13 protein-coding genes are annotated in these 15,628 nt (G+C 44.4%); 8 read left to right on the plus strand and 5 right to left on the minus strand.

Annotation, left to right across the window (positions count from 1 at the left end):
• Positions 1–172 precede the first annotated feature (172 nt).
• The gene (locus tag BM090_RS09990) at positions 173–2,395 is read right to left on the minus strand and encodes a T9SS type A sorting domain-containing protein (protein ID WP_091511806.1); all 2,223 of its coding nucleotides are present in this window, start codon (positions 2,393–2,395) and stop codon (positions 173–175) included.
• Between the two features lie 133 nt (positions 2,396–2,528).
• Between BM090_RS09990 and BM090_RS09995 the strand changes: the two genes are divergently transcribed.
• The 7 genes from BM090_RS09995 (at position 2,529) to BM090_RS10025 (ending at position 6,408) form a co-directional block, all read left to right on the plus strand.
• Positions 2,529–2,840: a hypothetical protein gene (locus tag BM090_RS09995; protein ID WP_143083940.1), complete on the plus strand. Its 312-nt coding sequence runs from the start codon at positions 2,529–2,531 to the stop codon at positions 2,838–2,840.
• A 56-nt stretch (positions 2,841–2,896) separates the two neighbouring features.
• Positions 2,897–3,271, plus strand: coding sequence for a hypothetical protein (locus tag BM090_RS10000; RefSeq protein WP_091511813.1), 375 nt, complete (start codon positions 2,897–2,899; stop codon positions 3,269–3,271).
• A gap of 57 nt (positions 3,272–3,328) precedes the next feature.
• Positions 3,329–4,198: an Rpn family recombination-promoting nuclease/putative transposase gene (locus BM090_RS10005; RefSeq protein WP_091511817.1), complete on the plus strand. Its 870-nt coding sequence runs from the start codon at positions 3,329–3,331 to the stop codon at positions 4,196–4,198.
• 159 nt (positions 4,199–4,357) lie between these two features.
• Positions 4,358–4,918, plus strand: coding sequence for a hypothetical protein (locus BM090_RS10010; RefSeq protein ID WP_143083941.1), 561 nt, complete (start codon positions 4,358–4,360; stop codon positions 4,916–4,918).
• Positions 4,919–5,023: 105 nt separating this feature from the next.
• The gene (gene ccsA / locus BM090_RS10015; RefSeq protein WP_091511824.1) at positions 5,024–5,683 is read left to right on the plus strand and encodes a cytochrome c biogenesis protein CcsA; all 660 of its coding nucleotides are present in this window, start codon (positions 5,024–5,026) and stop codon (positions 5,681–5,683) included.
• A 3-nt stretch (positions 5,684–5,686) separates the two neighbouring features.
• Positions 5,687–5,917 carry a CcmD family protein gene (locus tag BM090_RS10020; protein ID WP_091511828.1) on the plus strand — a complete coding sequence of 77 codons (231 nt, stop codon included), beginning with the start codon at positions 5,687–5,689 and terminating at the stop codon, positions 5,915–5,917.
• Between the two features lie 47 nt (positions 5,918–5,964).
• The gene (locus BM090_RS10025; protein WP_091511831.1) at positions 5,965–6,408 is read left to right on the plus strand and encodes a cytochrome c maturation protein CcmE domain-containing protein; all 444 of its coding nucleotides are present in this window, start codon (positions 5,965–5,967) and stop codon (positions 6,406–6,408) included.
• A gap of 81 nt (positions 6,409–6,489) precedes the next feature.
• Here BM090_RS10025 and BM090_RS10030 read toward each other — a convergent pair whose 3' ends face one another.
• The 4 genes from BM090_RS10030 to BM090_RS10040 all read right to left on the minus strand — a co-directional run bounded on the left by BM090_RS10030 (position 6,490) and on the right by BM090_RS10040 (position 14,180).
• Entirely contained in the window at positions 6,490–7,530 is a 1,041-nt protein-coding gene (locus BM090_RS10030; protein ID WP_091511834.1) for a Gfo/Idh/MocA family oxidoreductase, read from the minus strand.
• Between the two features lie 139 nt (positions 7,531–7,669).
• The gene (locus BM090_RS10035; RefSeq protein ID WP_091511837.1) at positions 7,670–10,675 is read right to left on the minus strand and encodes an amidohydrolase family protein; all 3,006 of its coding nucleotides are present in this window, start codon (positions 10,673–10,675) and stop codon (positions 7,670–7,672) included.
• Positions 10,676–10,840: 165 nt separating this feature from the next.
• Positions 10,841–10,975 (minus strand): hypothetical protein, encoded by a 135-nt coding sequence (locus BM090_RS18830; RefSeq protein ID WP_262487661.1) that lies wholly within the window; start codon positions 10,973–10,975, stop codon positions 10,841–10,843.
• A 28-nt stretch (positions 10,976–11,003) separates the two neighbouring features.
• The gene (locus BM090_RS10040) at positions 11,004–14,180 is read right to left on the minus strand and encodes a LamG-like jellyroll fold domain-containing protein (protein WP_091511838.1); all 3,177 of its coding nucleotides are present in this window, start codon (positions 14,178–14,180) and stop codon (positions 11,004–11,006) included.
• Between the two features lie 357 nt (positions 14,181–14,537).
• Here BM090_RS10040 and BM090_RS10045 point away from each other — a divergent pair, with 357 nt between their 5' ends.
• Entirely contained in the window at positions 14,538–15,488 is a 951-nt protein-coding gene (locus tag BM090_RS10045; protein ID WP_091511840.1) for a DUF4349 domain-containing protein, read from the plus strand.
• Positions 15,489–15,628: the final 140 nt, after the last annotated feature.

Consider the following 15,628-nt stretch of genomic DNA (forward strand, 5'->3'; position numbering starts at 1 on the left):
TTAGATTTTATATGATTTTATTTATTTTTCAAACTCAAGATAAATATAATCATAGTTACTCAGGCAAACACCTTGTTTGTCATTCTTCTGCAAAATCCGAAACATAGCAAAAACTTGCAAATAAAATATGAAATTATTTGCAAGTTTTTGTATCGTCTATTTCCGTACTGACCTACTGCTTCATAAACTTCAAAACGCTGTGTTGCGCCGCGTCCGTGAGTCGCAGAAAATATATTCCTTCGGCCAAATCGCTGATGGGTAGTTGCGCGTCGGGCATCAGCGTATCTTGCTTCAATACGCGGCCTTGCGCATCGGTGAGTTGGTACGTGGTCGGGCGCGTAATACCTGCCACCCGAATATTATCGTAGCTCGGATTGGGGGCAATTTGCCATACGGTTTTGGGTAACTGATTGTTGGCCGAAAGCGGGACATTCGTGGTATTGCGGCGATACGCCAAACCGCCCGTTTTCAAACCCAAAAACAAGTCGGGGAAAGAGTCGCCGTCGAGATCTGCCGCCGCAGGGTAGGCCAACGTCCCGAAATATTCTTGCGTGTACGCAGGGCTGAGAGTCGTCTCAAACAAGGTTGTATCGGCCACTAGTGCAGGCACATTCAGGAAGTCGGCATATAGTTTTAGGTAGCCGTCCGCATCGCAAACCAACAAATCTTGTTGGCCGTTTTGGTCAAAATCCGCAACGGCAGTCGTAGCACTGTACGCCAAAGTCCCTTGCAAATTCCCGAAGTTGGTAGAGGTTTGTGTAAAAGCTAAATTATTGCCAACACTTTGATTTATAATGGAATAAATAGAGCCGTTGGCCTTGCCAATCAACAAATCAGAAAGCGCATCGCCATTTAGGTGCGTAAAATTAGGTGCATCACCCGCCGAACAGGTTACTGGTAGCACACTCGGCGAAGTGCTGGCCGTGTAAGCTAATGGAGCACTCGCTGCGGCGGTGTTTTGGTAATAAAAAATTTGGGTTGTGCCGCTGGCCGTTGAGCCTATAAAAGCAAAATCCAGTGCCGCATCGTCGTTCAAATAACCAAAAAGCGGTTTGATGTTTCGCAGACCTAAACTTCTGATTGTCAAAAAATTATCGTTGTATAATCTGAAAATGGGTTGCGTGCTGCTGCCAATATTTTCATACACCACTACCGTTCCTGCAAAAACATTGTTAGAAAGCGTGCCTCTGTGTCCCACGAAAAGGTCAAGGTCGCCGTCTGCGTCCATGTCCGCGAACGCTGGCGCGGCTTCTTCGCCCAGATCAATGCCCAAATGCTGCAAAAAATTGTTGCGTTGCCACACGAAATTAGGCGCGGCATCTGTTCCCGTATTTTCGTAGAGCCATACGGAAGCCGACAAATCCATTAGGTTTTCGTCGTTGGTGTAGGTACTGGGGCTTACGAGCAAATCACGCTTGCCATCGGCGTTAATGTCCTGATAATAAGCTGTCGGGAAAACATAATAATCTACTGGATTGGCCGCAGGATAGCCGTAAGTTACAGTTTCGATGGCTGCATTTGCGGGATTTGCGCCGCCGCCATTGATTAAAGCCGTCAGCTTTTGACAATGAAATTCACCCGCCAATACGTCATAATCGTTGTCGCCGTCGAGGTTTAGTACCAACGCCGTCGCGCCGTTGTGGTTGATGTTTTGAGGCGCGGCCAAGCGGCCACCGCCGTCGCTTTTGCACACGATGCCCGTCATGTAGTCGCCGCAGTCAGTGGATTTGGCAGTTTCGCCCCAACAACCATTTTTCTGGTAAGTCAGTCCCGCTGTGCCTGTGGTTTCGATGGACGTATTTTTGTGCCATTCGAGCGTAGAACCCGCAAATTCAAAATTGATAAAATCCAAATCGCCGTCGTTGTCTATGTCAATAATGGACGGGTAGTCCGTGCCGTCCACGGTGAGCAACAGCGGGTTGCCCGAAAATGACGTGGACATCAGGCCGTTAGATACCTGCGTGAAAGAGGGTTGCCCTGTCGTAAGTGTGGTATTTCTATACACTTTTATCCCAAGTGTTCCCCACATGAAAATATCTTTTTTGCCGTCGCCGTCGTAGTCGCGCAGTGCCATCCAATGTTGCATGGATGGAAAACATACCTCATATTCAGGGTGATAGGTGTACGAAAATGTTCCGTCTGTGTTCTGGTGCGTGATGAGCGTGTAGAGTTTGGAGTTGCTGCGGTCAAAAACGACTAAGTCTTCCCAGTCGTCGGCGTTGAGTTTGATGGTCGAAAATTGGGGCGAGTTTAGGCCGCCAAGCCACGCCAACGGCAACGCGTTGTTGTTGGCATCAACTAAGTTTGGGGCGTTTTCGGGACGAAATGAAACGCCTTGCGCCATTGTTTTTATTCCCAACAAAAAAAGAAAAGCAGTCGTAAACCAGTATTTCATAAAGGCAGTGTTTTTTCTATAAAACTCCAAAATAACGAGTTTTAGTTTATAGGACAATCAGGATTTTTTACAATTATTTTTGGCATCATAATTGTCTTGAAGCAATAAAATAACAATCTCCTCTCCTACTCGCATGAATAAAATATACCTGCTTTTCGTGTTGTTATGCTTGAGCTGTAACGTTCGCAAATCGCTTTTAAAAACATGGCAAGGCCAAACCAAACAATCCTTAATTTTGGCCGAAGGGCCGCCAAGTTGGAAAGCTCCCGACGAAAACGGCGGAGAAATTTATATCTACGAAGCCAACACCAAGCGCGAAGAATCCAGAACCACTGACGGCAAAACCTCCACCCGATGGGTTTTGTACAGAAGCAAAAAAATGTATTTTATTAACCCTTCCAATCAAATTTATAACGTACTTTTCAAGATTGAACCGCTGGAATAACTTACCTTTGAACATTATAATTCAAACAAAAGTCATTCATTGTCAAGCAATTCTGTATGAACAAATCTATTTCTTTGGCTGGCATCATTGGCCCTTCGCTCCTTGTGATGGTAGGGTCAGAAACACGTTTTTGGAATCCAAGCCTTTATGACACCCAAATCACGCCTTTAGTGTATATGTCTGGTACACTGCTTTTTATCGCGGGGTTGGCCATCGTTCGGCAGCATTCGGTTTGGGTTTGGAAATGGCCAGTGCTTATCACCATGACGGGCTGGTTAGGAATGTTATTGGGCATAGCCAGAATGTTTTTTCCACAAACCTACCAACGCCAGTTTCACAACGACAATTCCGCACTGGCCGTAGAATTGCTGCTCATCGCCATTGGTATCTTGCTGACTTACAAAGCGTATTTTGGCAAACGCTCGGACTAAAAAGAAAACCAATTACACGTATTTTCGTATCTTTGAGGCCGAAAATCTACAAAGCTGATGAGCAAAAAACTAATTCATTTTGATTGGGCAGTGAAGAAATTGCTTCGCAACAAAGCTAATTTTGTGGTGCTGGAAGGCTTTTTGTCTGAGCTGCTTTTTGATGATATTAAAATCCAAGAAATTCTGGAAAGCGAAGGAAATCAGGAATTTGACGACGACAAATACAACCGCGTGGACCTTCTGACCCAAAATTCCAAAAACGAATTAGTCATTATTGAAATTCAGAACACCTACGAAATTGACTATTTTCATCGTATGGCTTATGGCGCATCTAAAGTTTTGACCGAAAATCTAACGTTAGGACAGCCCTACTCCGACATCAAAAAAGTGATTTCCGTAAACATTGTCTATTTTGATTTGGGACAAGGCAAAGACTACGTTTACAGAGGCACGACCAATTTTGAGGGCTTGCACCAAAAAGATATTTTGCAACTTTCGGGCAAACAGAAAGAGACTTTTTCTAAACAAAACATCTCGGACATTTTCCCCGAATACTACATTATCAAAGTAAATCAGTTTGACGACGTGGCCAAAGACCGACTCGACGAATGGATTTATTTCTTGAAAAATAGCGAAGTAAAAGACGAGTTTCAGGCCAAAGGGCTGGCCGAAGCCAAAGAGGTTTTGGACGTAATGCGTTTGGATAAAGAGGATTATTACGGTTACAATCGCTATTTGGATTATCTGCACGTGAAAGCCAGTGAAGCCCTGACACTCAAGCTGGAAGCAGAAGAACGTGTGAGAAAAGACGAAAGAATCAAATTTGCCAAAAGCCTTTTTTCTACGCATCTGGCAGATGCAGAAATTGCCAAACACACTGGCCTAAGCCCTGAACAAATAGCGCAATTGCGTGCCGAAAATCCCTAAAAACCAAGCGATTGTTTTTAAATTTACCAATCGGTTATTTGTATTTTGACAGGTTGGCATTTCAAATGCTTGTCCTATCAAATCTCTGCTTATATTTGTGCCGAATTGAAGATTTTACTTCAAGAAACAATCCAATATCTTATTTCTTTAGCCAAAAAAATGCAAAACAAAGGCTTTGACCCCCAAGAAATTGCACTGGTTCGTGAGCAAATTAAACACACGGGCTATTCTTTTATTTATAATGACGACGAAATTCAGAGCGAAGAACTGGAATTTGCGCACGTTCTCTTTGTAGGCCAACACAATGGCAAAGACGTAATTTTTGATGCCGTGATTTATACGCTACAATTGGCGCACAGCAGCAAACTTTATGAAATAGCCGAAGAAAAAGCCATGAAGCAGTTTCCAAGCTACAAACCTTTTGATTATGAGGAAGATGAAGACGGAAACATCATTGAACCTGCCGAAGTAAACGAAGAAGTAGAGCTTTTCAAAGCTGAAATAATGGACGAGTTGGAGGAAGAAGAATCTGTGAAAGTGCGCGAAGAAGTGGTACTTGATACGGATTTTGAATACGGCATCGGTCTTGAAGCCAGCTTGAACGTGGACGAAATTACGGAAGAAGTAATTGATGAGTTCGTGAAAGACTACACGTCGGGCAACTTGAAATTAGACCCAACTTATTATTCGTTCCGCCACGACGACGAGGACGAAGAGTAATTCATTCTTACCCAGACTTTTACAGGCCTTACCGCCCACAAAGTCTGGGTTTTATTCTTGTACAATAAATGGCCGCATTTCAGGCTTTACTTTATTTTTTTGATGATGAAACAACATTGGTGGAAGGCTTTGGCCATCGTGCTTTTGCTCTATACAGTAACAATGGGTTTTTTGGGCAATGTGCCACATTTACCAATCCTGAACGAAACGATTCGCAACCTATATTTTCACGTGGCCATGTGGTTTGCGATGATGATTTTGCTTACGGTTTCGGTCGTTTATTCTGTTAAATATTTGCGTTCCAATATTTTAGACCACGATACGGTAGCCGTCGAAATGGCCAACATGGGCATTTTGTGCGGTGTGCTGGGACTGACGACAGGCAGTGTTTGGGCGCGTTTTACGTGGGGCGACTGGTGGACCAACGATCCAAAACTCAATGCGGCAGCCATCGGAATGCTGATTTATTTGGCGTATTTGGTGCTGCGCAACTCTTTAGAAGACGAACAACAACGCGCACGCATTGCGGCGGTTTATAATATTTTTGCGTTTGCGGTCTTCATTCCGCTTATTTTCATTTTGCCGCGCCTAACCGACTCGCTGCACCCAGGCAATGGCGGAAACCCTGGCTTTAACAGCTACGACCTTGACAGTCAGTTGCGTAAAGTGTTTTATCCTGCCGTGTTGGGCTGGACGCTCTTGGGCGTTTGGATTGCTTCGTTGCGCATTCGGGTGCGTCGTTTGGAACAAAAATTAAAATCTTAGTGTATGAAAAAAGTATTCTTACTGTTGCTGCTCAATCTGGTAGTGTTCGGGCAAAACGTGTGGGCGCAAATGCCAAATGCTCAGGTAGAAATGGCCGATAAATTCCGTGCCGATGGCAAAATTTATGTCGTAATTACGGTGGCATCTATCATTATTTTGGGAATGGCTGCTTACATGGCCACCCTCGACCGCAAGATTAGCAAATTGGAAAAAGAAATCGGACAGCAGAACTAATTGGTTGCATCGCAAGTTCTTTTGTTAGTTATATTTTATTCATTGTTATGAAAATAACCCATATCATAGGTATCGTTGTTATTGCTATTGCCATTGGCGTAATCATCTCGACCACAGGCAATGCCAGTTCGTATGTGTCGTTTGGGCAAGCCAAAGAAATGGCCGCCAACGGCAACAACTCCAAAATCCACGTAGTAGGCAAGTTGCCTAAAAGTGGCGATGGTAAAATTGCAGGCATGGTTTATGACCCGCAACTCGACCCCAACTATTTTTCGTTTGACCTGACCGACCAAAACGGCCTGACGCAAAAAGTAGTGTACGCCAACCCAAAACCACAGGATTTTGAGCGTAGCGAGCAAATCGTAATTATTGGCGGTTATAACGAAAAAAACGTGTTTATCGCCGACAAAATTTTGATGAAATGCCCGTCCAAATACCAAGACGAAGAGTTTAGAGAAGCTCCCAAAACACAGGCAACTGCCAACTTATAAAAAACCAAAGCCGCCCCAACAAGGCGGCTTTTTTGTTGCCAAATTTACAAGGTTTAAAACTTTAATTTTCAGCTATTTAAGCTACAACTGAACCACTTGTTTGGTTTGGCTGCTGCGCATGGCCGCTTCTATCACGTGCATCACTTGCAGGCCTTCGGCGGCGGTTACGGGTTCGGGTACGTTTTGGGTAATGGATTGATAAACACCCTCAAACAAATCGTAATAGTTGCCTTGCTGGGTCGGGACGGTTTGGCGCAGCACCTGCCCGTTTATTTCCGTATACAGCAAACCTGCTTTTTCTGGCGGCTCTGTTCCCCAGTCCGTTAGGTTGGGTTTTGCACCCGTTTTGAGCGTATCTTCCTGCACGTCGGCGCGGTGTTTCAAAAACGTACCTTTCCGACCTTGCAACACATACGAAGGGGTCATTTCTCTGTTAAAAAATCCTGCGTGTAGTCGTACACGTTTGTCGGTGTAGTACAGCAAAATATCAATATTATCATCAATTTGAGAGTTTTCGCGCAGGCGGCGAATGTCCGCAAACACGGCTTGCGGATAACCAAACAAATACAAGGCTTGGTCTATTAGGTGCGAACCCAAATCCATGAGCACACCCGCCCCCGCGTTGTCGGACTCTTTCCAGAGCTTCGGACTCAACGCAGGATTATAACGGTCAAATCGGATTTCGGCTTCTACAATTTCACCCAAAACACCATCTTCCAACACTTTCTTGACGGTTTTCAGGTCGCTGTCCCAACGCCTATTTTGATAAACCGTTAATTTCAAGCCTTTTTCTTGGGCAAGTTGCTGCAACGCTTCGGCTTGTGCGGCTGTCGTGGTAAAAGCCTTTTCTACCAAAGCATGTTTGCCCGCCAACAGCACTTGTTTGGTATAATCAAAATGCGTGTCGATGGGCGTATTTACCACCACCAAATCCACTTCGTCGGCCAACAATTCGTCTAAAGAATCATAACTTTTTACGGTTGGATAATCTTGTTGAATAAGTTTTTTGCTCCTCTCCCACGCCCCCATTAGCTCAAAACCCTGATGCAGCGTCAGGAAAGGCGCATGAAACACTTTGCCCGACATTCCGTAGGAAAGCAACGCCGTTTTTATTTTTTTCATTTCCAAAATGGTTTATTGAAAGTTTTTACCAATGCTCAAAATAGCAGATTTGTTTGTGGAATTATATAAAATATATTTATTCAATACACAATAAAAAACCGATAAGGTTTTATGTTCCTTATCGGTTCGGGAGGCTGAATTATTCGCCTTCGTAATGGTCGAGGTCTTCGCAGTGCCAACGATGCTTAGGCGATGAGGCAGGGGCTTGCGTTGCGCCGCCTTGTTGCTTGGCTTTGAGCATTTTTTGTATGAGTCGTTGGCGTTCTTTGGCAATAAGTGCTTGACCTTCTTTATCTTTTTCTTGGTCAAACAAACATTTGCCTTCTACGAAAGTCTGTTCGGGACGTGCATAAATCGAAACGGGTGAGTTATTCCACACCACCAAATCCGCATCTTTCCCAACGGCAATGCTGCCCATGCGCTTGTCTAAGTGCAGCAATTTGGCGGGATTGAGCGTTACCATTTTGAGGGCATCTTCTTCGCTTACGCCGCCATATTTCATGGTTTTGCCTGCTTCTTGGTTGAGGCGACGCGCCATTTCGGCATCGTCGGAGTTGATGGCCGTCGTGATACCGACTTTGTGCATAATGGCCGCATTGTACGGAATGGCATCTTTTACTTCCATTTTGTAGGCCCACCAATCGGCGAAAGTTGAGCCGCCCACGTTGTGTTTTTTCATTTTGTCGGCCACTTTATAGCCTTCCAAAATATGCGTAAACGTATTGACTTTGAAGCCCATCGAGTCGGCCACGTGCATGAGCATATTAATTTCGGATTGCACGTAAGAGTGACACGTAATGAAACGTTTGCTATTCAAAATCTCGGCCAGCGTTTCTAATTGCAAACTTCTGTACGGGGCAGGGGCTTTTTTGTTTTTGGCTTGCGCAAATTTTTGCCAAGTGGCATTGTATTCTTTGGCGCGGCCAAAAGCGTCCAGATAAACTTGTTCTACGCCCATGCGTGTTTGCGGAAAACGAACCGTATTGAAATCGCCCCAATTGGATTGTTTTACGTTTTCGCCCAACGCAAATTTGATAAAACCGTCTGCGCCCTCAATTTTGAGTTGTTCGGGAGCGTTGCCCCAACGCAATTTGATAAGAGCCGATTGGCCGCCCACAGGATTGGCCGAACCGTGCAAAAGTTGCGAGGCTACCACGCCGCCCGCCAATTGGCGATAAATGTCCATGTCATCGCCGTCCAACACATCACCGATGCGCACTTCGGCGGTTACGGCGTTTGAGCCTTCGTTTACGCCGCCGCTAATGGCAATGTGCGAGTGTTCGTCTATAATGCCAGCCGTCAAGTGTTTGCCTTGTGCATTGATTACGCGCACGCCCGAACCAGCCGAAAGGCCTTTTCCGATTTTGCTAATCTTGCCGTTTTCTACCAACACATCTGTATTTTCCAGTTTGCCGTCGGCCTCGTTTGTCCAGACTGTTGCATTGGTAATCAATACGTTATTGCTCAAATCTTTTTGGACGTAAGGCAAAAAGTAAGAGGACGTAAGCGGCTCGCTTTTTTGTTCGGGCTTGGGGGCTTGCGGTTTGGCGGGTGCAGCCTCTTTATAGCGTGCTTGCCATTTTACCCAAGATCCGTCTGGCAACTGTCCATCGCCTTTGAAGGAACTGGCTGCAAACCAACCCGACAGGCGAATATCGCCGCTGCTGTCTTTGGGCGTAAGGTCAAAAGAAAGTGTTACATCTTTTTGCTTTACGTTGGCTTTTACGCGCACGGGCATGGTGTCCGAAGGCTGTGTTATTTTAAAATTAGGTTGCTCCAACTTGCCCGAAACTTCGAGTTTGAGCGTTGGCAATTGCCCCAAAGTCAGTTCGTAAATGCCGCGCATATCAGGCGTTTCTACGTCCGTGAACGTGTAACGCTCGCCTTGCACCACATTTTCCAAAATACTGGTTTCGTCTTTAAAAATATTGCCTGAAGCAATGAAAAAGTTGGCAAAAGAACCTTTATTTAGGTTGCCCAATTCGTTGTATTTCAGGATGTTGGCGGGTGTAAGTGTCAGGGCTTTGAGTGCGTCGGCTTCCGAAAGTCCGCTGCTGACTGCTTTACGCAATTGCGCCAAAAATGCTTTTTTATCTTTCAACCCTGCGGCAGTCAGGCAAAACGGCACTTGTTTTTGGGCTAAAAGCGCGGGATTTTTGGGTGCGTTTTCCCAATGCAACATTTCGGCAAGGCCAACGGATTGCGCCTCAAATGGATTTTCTACATCGTAAGCATCAGGAAAATTGATAGGCAAAATAAGCGTTGCTTGTGTGGCTTTTATTTCCTCAATTCGCTGATATTCATTGCCTTTGCCTTTTATTACAAATTGTACCCCAAACTCATCGCCCACGCGGTCGGCACGCAACACATTGTATTTGTCGCCAGCCTCAAAAATGGCAGGCAAGGCCGCGTTTTGATTAAGAGCTTCCAACGACAAATTGCGCTCAACGCTCGGATTTTGCTTGTAATACTGCGCGTCCAAAAACGTTTGGCGCAAAAGTGCGATGCTGCCCATCAGCGACGAAGGATATTCTTGGCCGCTTGTGCCTTTGCTGAAACTGTAACCTGTGGCGGCTTTGGCGCGGAGCAAACTTTGTTGTGGTTTTTGGTCGGCCAAACTCACCAGTGCCGATGTGCCTCGCGCGATGCCGTTGGCTTGCTGCGTAAGCACTGTCCCGAATCCTAAGCGGCGCAACTCGTCGGCGGCTTGGCCGTTGGGGTTGAACTGGTCGGCGGCGTTATTTTCGGCTCTGATGGCCTCATTCCAGTAATACGCACCTTCTTTGTTGGAATTGAATTGTGGGGCAAAGGAATGTTGCTCGGTGCGTTTGACGGCTGGCATACCGTATTCGCTGACCAAATCTATGAACGAAGGATAAATAAATTTCCCTTTTAAATCAATGGTTTTGAGTCCGTTGGGAACAGAAATGCCTTGCCCTGCGGCTTCCACGCGGCCATTACGCACAATAATAGTAGCGTTGGTAAGGCTGGTTTTGTAGTCCAAGTACAAAGTGGCGTTGGTGAAAGCGTACGCGTTGGGGCGTTTGTCCTGTACGCCATTTTCGGGAACAGGCAACTGGGCTTGAGCAACGTGGGCAAACCCTGCAAACAGGCTGGCCAATAAAAAGTAACGTATATTTTTCATTCGCAAATATTCCGAAAGTTGAATGATAAGAATTTGCCAAAAGTTTCCAAAAATAAGGGATTCTGCGTATTTGCCTAAAATTTAGGGCTTTTAAATCAAAAAATCCGTAAATGCTGCCGCCATAAAAGGGCAGAACTTACGGATTATCAAGGTATTTTTGCTTTTTTAGAGCTTTTCAATCTCTTGTTCGGAGAGTCCCGTTAGCGTGATAATATCAGCAACGGAAAGCCCCATTTGTTTGGCTTGCGTGGCCATATTGGGGTCTTTTTTCTCATAAAAAATGCCACAGGAAAATCCCATGGCATTTTGTTAGCAAAGAAGCAATTATTTATTCTATTACAATCTTCTTAATACTCACCCCTTCTTTACTACGAACTTGTACAAAGTAAAGGCCTCGTGTTAAGTTTATTTCGGTGATGTTGTCGGTGGCAGTATGCGCCTGAATCTGGCGACCTAACTGGTCTAACACTATCACACTTACTTCCGATAACTCCGATGTTTCGACCATGACACGGCCTGCACTCGGATTCGGATATACTTTCACTTGTGAATCTATCACATCTTTTATAGAAACAGTCGTAATCATTTTGTCAAAAGACATTGCAGCACAGCCATTTAAAGTAATTCGTACCATATAAACACCATTGGCCACAGCGGTATAAGTCGCTTGTGTTGCACCAATAATTGGGTTATTATTCAAATACCATTGGTAAATCGCATTTGGCGTTGGCGTAACACTCAAGACCAAACCATTAACGGAAACGGTCGTTGCGGGCATTGGCTTTACCGTAATGGCGATGGCCTGCGATACTGCCGACGTACAACCCGCTGCGCTAATGGCTTGCACAGTATAGCTACCTGAAGTATAGGCAGTGTATGCCCAATCGCTGCCCGCTTGTACTACACCGTCTTTTTTCCAAAGATAACTCGAACCACCCGTAGCAGAAAACACAATGCCTTGTCCCTGACAAACTTCTGTGGCTGAGGAAATTACGTTTACACTTGGCACAGAATTTACAGAAATAGACACCGCCTGCGATACTGCCGAGGTACAACTACCCACAATCGTTCTTACGGTATAATTGCCAGACTGAGTAATAGTTATACTGGAACCAGTTGCATTATTGCTCCACAAATACGTAACTCCCTCCACAGGATTGCTCACTGACAGTGTGGTTGAATTACCGCATATCGAGCCTGAAGAAGTCGAAATAACAGGAGCAGCAGCAGAAGCAGAGATTATAGTATATGATGCGCCTGTCAATTTCATTGAACAAGAACCTTTCACCGCATATACATCAAAAGTGGAAGTAGCCGTAATATTACCTGTACTCAAAATCAGGCTATCTTCGACACTTGCTGTTGCGCTAGCCACAACTGTTGAACCATTGCGCAACTGATAAGTTACTTGATTTTGAGGATTTTTTACGACAATGTTTGTAGAACCTGACCCACAAACGGCTGTCGTTTGCGCGTATGCCGACAATACTTTTCCTTCTTTGAGTAGCGCATTAATTTCACTGATATTCAAAGCTCTGCGATAAATACGAATATCGTCAAATACTCCTTTAGACAATGGGTCTGAATAATTACTCTTGGCGATATAATTGCTTGTACGAGCAATATCAGCATAAGTAACACTTTCATCAAATGCCACTTGTACTCCATTCAAATACACTTTACCCATTCCATTGGAGTTATTATCTACTTGTAGCGTAAGCATTGCCCATTCATTCAGGGCAAAACCTGTGGCAGTAGAAGCCATCGCACCAGTAGTAACATTGCCATTCACAATCGTACCATTAGGGGTGTTGAGTGTGCCAGCTCCATTGTTCAATGCAAAAATAATTCCATTAGATGGGCCAACTCCAAAATCAATCAAACGTGAATAATTACGTCTTTCGCTCAACTTCACCCAAGCATTTACGGTAAAGGCTTTACCGAAATAATTAGCCGAAGGAAGGGATACATAATCATCTCCTCCATCAAAATTGATGGCTTTATTCGCTTGTCCCAAACGATTGGTAGTATAAATCGGATTACCGAAGGCCGTACCATTGCGACCATTTCCGCTTGCGTCTGTTACATCGCCATCAAAAGGCAAGTAAAGAGCCAAACTGTCAGTAGCAGGCATGGGAATAGGCTGACCAATATCCACAATGCCTTCTACCGTAACAGGTACTGCCTGCGATACTGCCGAGGTACAACCCGCCGAAGTAACCGCTTTTACCGTATAACTACCTGAATAATTGGCAGCAAAAGTAGCTCCATTACCCGACTGTAACACACCATCTTTATACCAAACATAACTTACAGCATTTGCCGCAGAAGCAACCAACGTACTCTTTGCACAATTAGATGAAGATACAGCGATTGTTGGTAATGCAGCGGCAGGAGCCATGCTCACACTGTAAGAACCCGTCAATTGTTGCGTTGTAGTGCCCTGTACCGCATACAGCGTAAAAGTAGTGTTTGCCGTTACGTTACCAGTATTCAACACCAAACTATCCTCAACGGCAGCAGTGGCACTTGCCACAATCGTAGAGCCATTGCGCAACTGATACGTTACTTGATTTTGTGGGTTTTTAACGATGATATTAGTCGAGCCTCCTCCACAAAGCAAGGAAGATTGCACATAAGCAGACAATACTTTTCCTTCTTTGTGCAGCGCATTGATTTCACTTATGCTCAATACGCGACGGTAAATACGAATATCATCAAACGCTCCTTTTGCGATAGAATCGCCATAGGTACTTTTACCAATAAGGTTAAAATTACGAACCACATTGGCGTAAGTAACGCTTTCGTCGAATGCCACTTGTACGCCATTCAGGTACACACGACCGATGCCATCCACATTGCCATCTACCTGCATAGTAAGCATGGCCCATTCGTTTAGGGCAAAACCTACGGTAGAAGATGCCATGTTCGCCGTAGTAGTTGTACCATTCACAATCGTACCATTAGGGGTGTTTAGTGTGCCAGCTCCATTGTTTAGAGCCAAAATAATGGTTTCGGAAGTTGAGCCAGCCCCAAATTGCATGAAACGAGCATAAGGACGGCGTTTGGCTAATTTCACCCAGCCATTAATCGTAAATCCTGTACCGAAATAGTTACCAGCCACAGGCACAGAAACATAATCATCTCCTCCATCAAAATTGATGGCTTTATTTGCCTGTCCCAAACGGTTCGTTGTATAGACAGGATCGCCAAAGGTCATTCCATTTCGACCATTACCGCTTGCATCTGTTACGTTACCATCAAATGGCAAATAAAGTGTCAAACTATCATTAGAAGGCATAGGAATAGGTTGTCCAATGTCCACAATATTAATAGCGGCGGTTTGCGCAACAGTATTCAAACTACTTGCGTTTGGCTTTGTATGTCCATTTCCGCTAGCATTGTTATTTTGCTTAGAGCCCGTAGAATTACTTAATGGCCTAGCGTAGGCAATCGAAGTAACAGCCAGAGCAACAAGCCAGAACGATAAAGTTTTCTTTTTCATGGAGTATTTGACTTTTGTTGTAAGAAAATTGAATAGTATATGAAATATCACTTCATTGATTTTCACAAAAGTATCTTACATGCACACCGTATATTATAGCGTCTTAACCAAAAGCCATTTCAACTTTATCAAAATACGTTTTTATCTTACTAAACTAATTGTTTAACTTAAAAGGCCACAAATATTAAAATTCCAATAAAATAATTCGGTTAGTAGTTATGTCTTTTTATTACAGCCAGCAAATCCCACACACCATTCTTTTACTTAACACTCCACACATCAAAATTTTTCAGGGCAAAGGTTACTTTAGGCCAAATAAATTATTAAGCACAACGAATTACTAAAATCACAATTACAATGAAAAAAATACATTTTTTCGCATGGATAACTATGCTCTTTTTGGTAACCTCTTGCGGCCAAGCTCACAAATCAGGGGCACCGGCTCTTGACGAACAACGTGCAGAATCCGCCGCCAGTGCCACCGATTCCGCCAGTGCAGTAGCAGCCAATCAGCCAGAAGCCTCTGGTATAGCAGGTCAAGAAGGCATTAAAGGAAAGCCTTTTATTTTGCAGTCGAATACCCGCGCACAAGTCAAAAACCTGCGCCAAACCAACACACAAATCGAACGCCTAACGCATCAGCTTGGCGGCTACCTCACGGTTTCTAACCTGACCAGCAATGTACTGTATCAGGACGAAACGCCCGTAAGTGCTGATTCTTTGCTGGTTACCAAGCATTTCCAATCCGAACTAAACATTACGATTCGCGTGCCCGTCCAGCATTTCGATACAATCATGGCAAGCCTCGACAAGCTGTATTTTTTCATTGATAGCCGCAACATCACCGCCGACGATGCCAGTTTGGATTTGTTAGCTACCCAATTGAGCAGCAAACGATTAGCGAAATATTCCAAGCGCATCAGTAGCGCAGTGGACAAGGCCAACCAAAAAGACAGGACGAACGTAGCAGACATTACAGCAGCCGAAGAAAGTAACCTTAGTGCAGGCCAAAGCCAAGACCAAAATCAGATCAATGCCTTGCGTCTCAAAAATCAAATCGAATTGGCCACCATTAACCTGAATTTGTACCAAGAACAAAGCATACAACGCTACCTCAAAGCCAATGAAAATAATATCAAGGCTTATCAGCCAAGTTTCTTCTCGCGCGTGAGCGATGCCTTGGGAGAAAGTATTGATAGCTTACTTAACTTTATTATTGGCTTTGTAACTACATGGTGGGTTTGGGTGATTCTTGGTCTTATCGCTTGGGGCATTTGGCGAGGCTTTAAGCGAAAAAAAGCAGAATAATAGATTTATTTTCAGTGAATTATAAAATGTTTGATGCGGCTCTAATGCGGTATCAAACATTTTACTTTTGAGCGATTCGCTTTGTTAGCAATATAAAAATGCTGTAAGTCGTAAGATTTTGTACTAATTTAGCGGCTTGA

The sequence above is a fragment of the Flexibacter flexilis DSM 6793 genome, from assembly GCF_900112255.1.
Lineage (GTDB): Bacteria > Bacteroidota > Bacteroidia > Cytophagales > Flexibacteraceae > Flexibacter > Flexibacter flexilis.

What these genes read in the sequence shown, in the direction of transcription:
- BM090_RS09990 (WP_091511806.1), bottom strand. Translation starts at nt 2,395, where the DNA reads ATGAAATACTGGTTTACGACTGCTTTTCTTTTTTTGTTGGGAATAAAA.
- BM090_RS09995 (WP_143083940.1), top strand. Translation starts at nt 2,529, where the DNA reads ATGAATAAAATATACCTGCTTTTCGTGTTGTTATGCTTGAGCTGTAAC.
- BM090_RS10000 (WP_091511813.1), top strand. Translation starts at nt 2,897, where the DNA reads ATGAACAAATCTATTTCTTTGGCTGGCATCATTGGCCCTTCGCTCCTT.
- BM090_RS10005 (WP_091511817.1), top strand. Translation starts at nt 3,329, where the DNA reads ATGAGCAAAAAACTAATTCATTTTGATTGGGCAGTGAAGAAATTGCTT.
- BM090_RS10010 (WP_143083941.1), top strand. Translation starts at nt 4,358, where the DNA reads ATGCAAAACAAAGGCTTTGACCCCCAAGAAATTGCACTGGTTCGTGAG.
- ccsA (WP_091511824.1), top strand. Translation starts at nt 5,024, where the DNA reads ATGAAACAACATTGGTGGAAGGCTTTGGCCATCGTGCTTTTGCTCTAT.
- BM090_RS10020 (WP_091511828.1), top strand. Translation starts at nt 5,687, where the DNA reads ATGAAAAAAGTATTCTTACTGTTGCTGCTCAATCTGGTAGTGTTCGGG.
- BM090_RS10025 (WP_091511831.1), top strand. Translation starts at nt 5,965, where the DNA reads ATGAAAATAACCCATATCATAGGTATCGTTGTTATTGCTATTGCCATT.
- BM090_RS10030 (WP_091511834.1), bottom strand. Translation starts at nt 7,530, where the DNA reads ATGAAAAAAATAAAAACGGCGTTGCTTTCCTACGGAATGTCGGGCAAA.
- BM090_RS10035 (WP_091511837.1), bottom strand. Translation starts at nt 10,675, where the DNA reads ATGAAAAATATACGTTACTTTTTATTGGCCAGCCTGTTTGCAGGGTTT.
- BM090_RS18830 (WP_262487661.1), bottom strand. Translation starts at nt 10,975, where the DNA reads ATGGGATTTTCCTGTGGCATTTTTTATGAGAAAAAAGACCCCAATATG.
- BM090_RS10040 (WP_091511838.1), bottom strand. Translation starts at nt 14,180, where the DNA reads ATGAAAAAGAAAACTTTATCGTTCTGGCTTGTTGCTCTGGCTGTTACT.
- BM090_RS10045 (WP_091511840.1), top strand. Translation starts at nt 14,538, where the DNA reads ATGAAAAAAATACATTTTTTCGCATGGATAACTATGCTCTTTTTGGTA.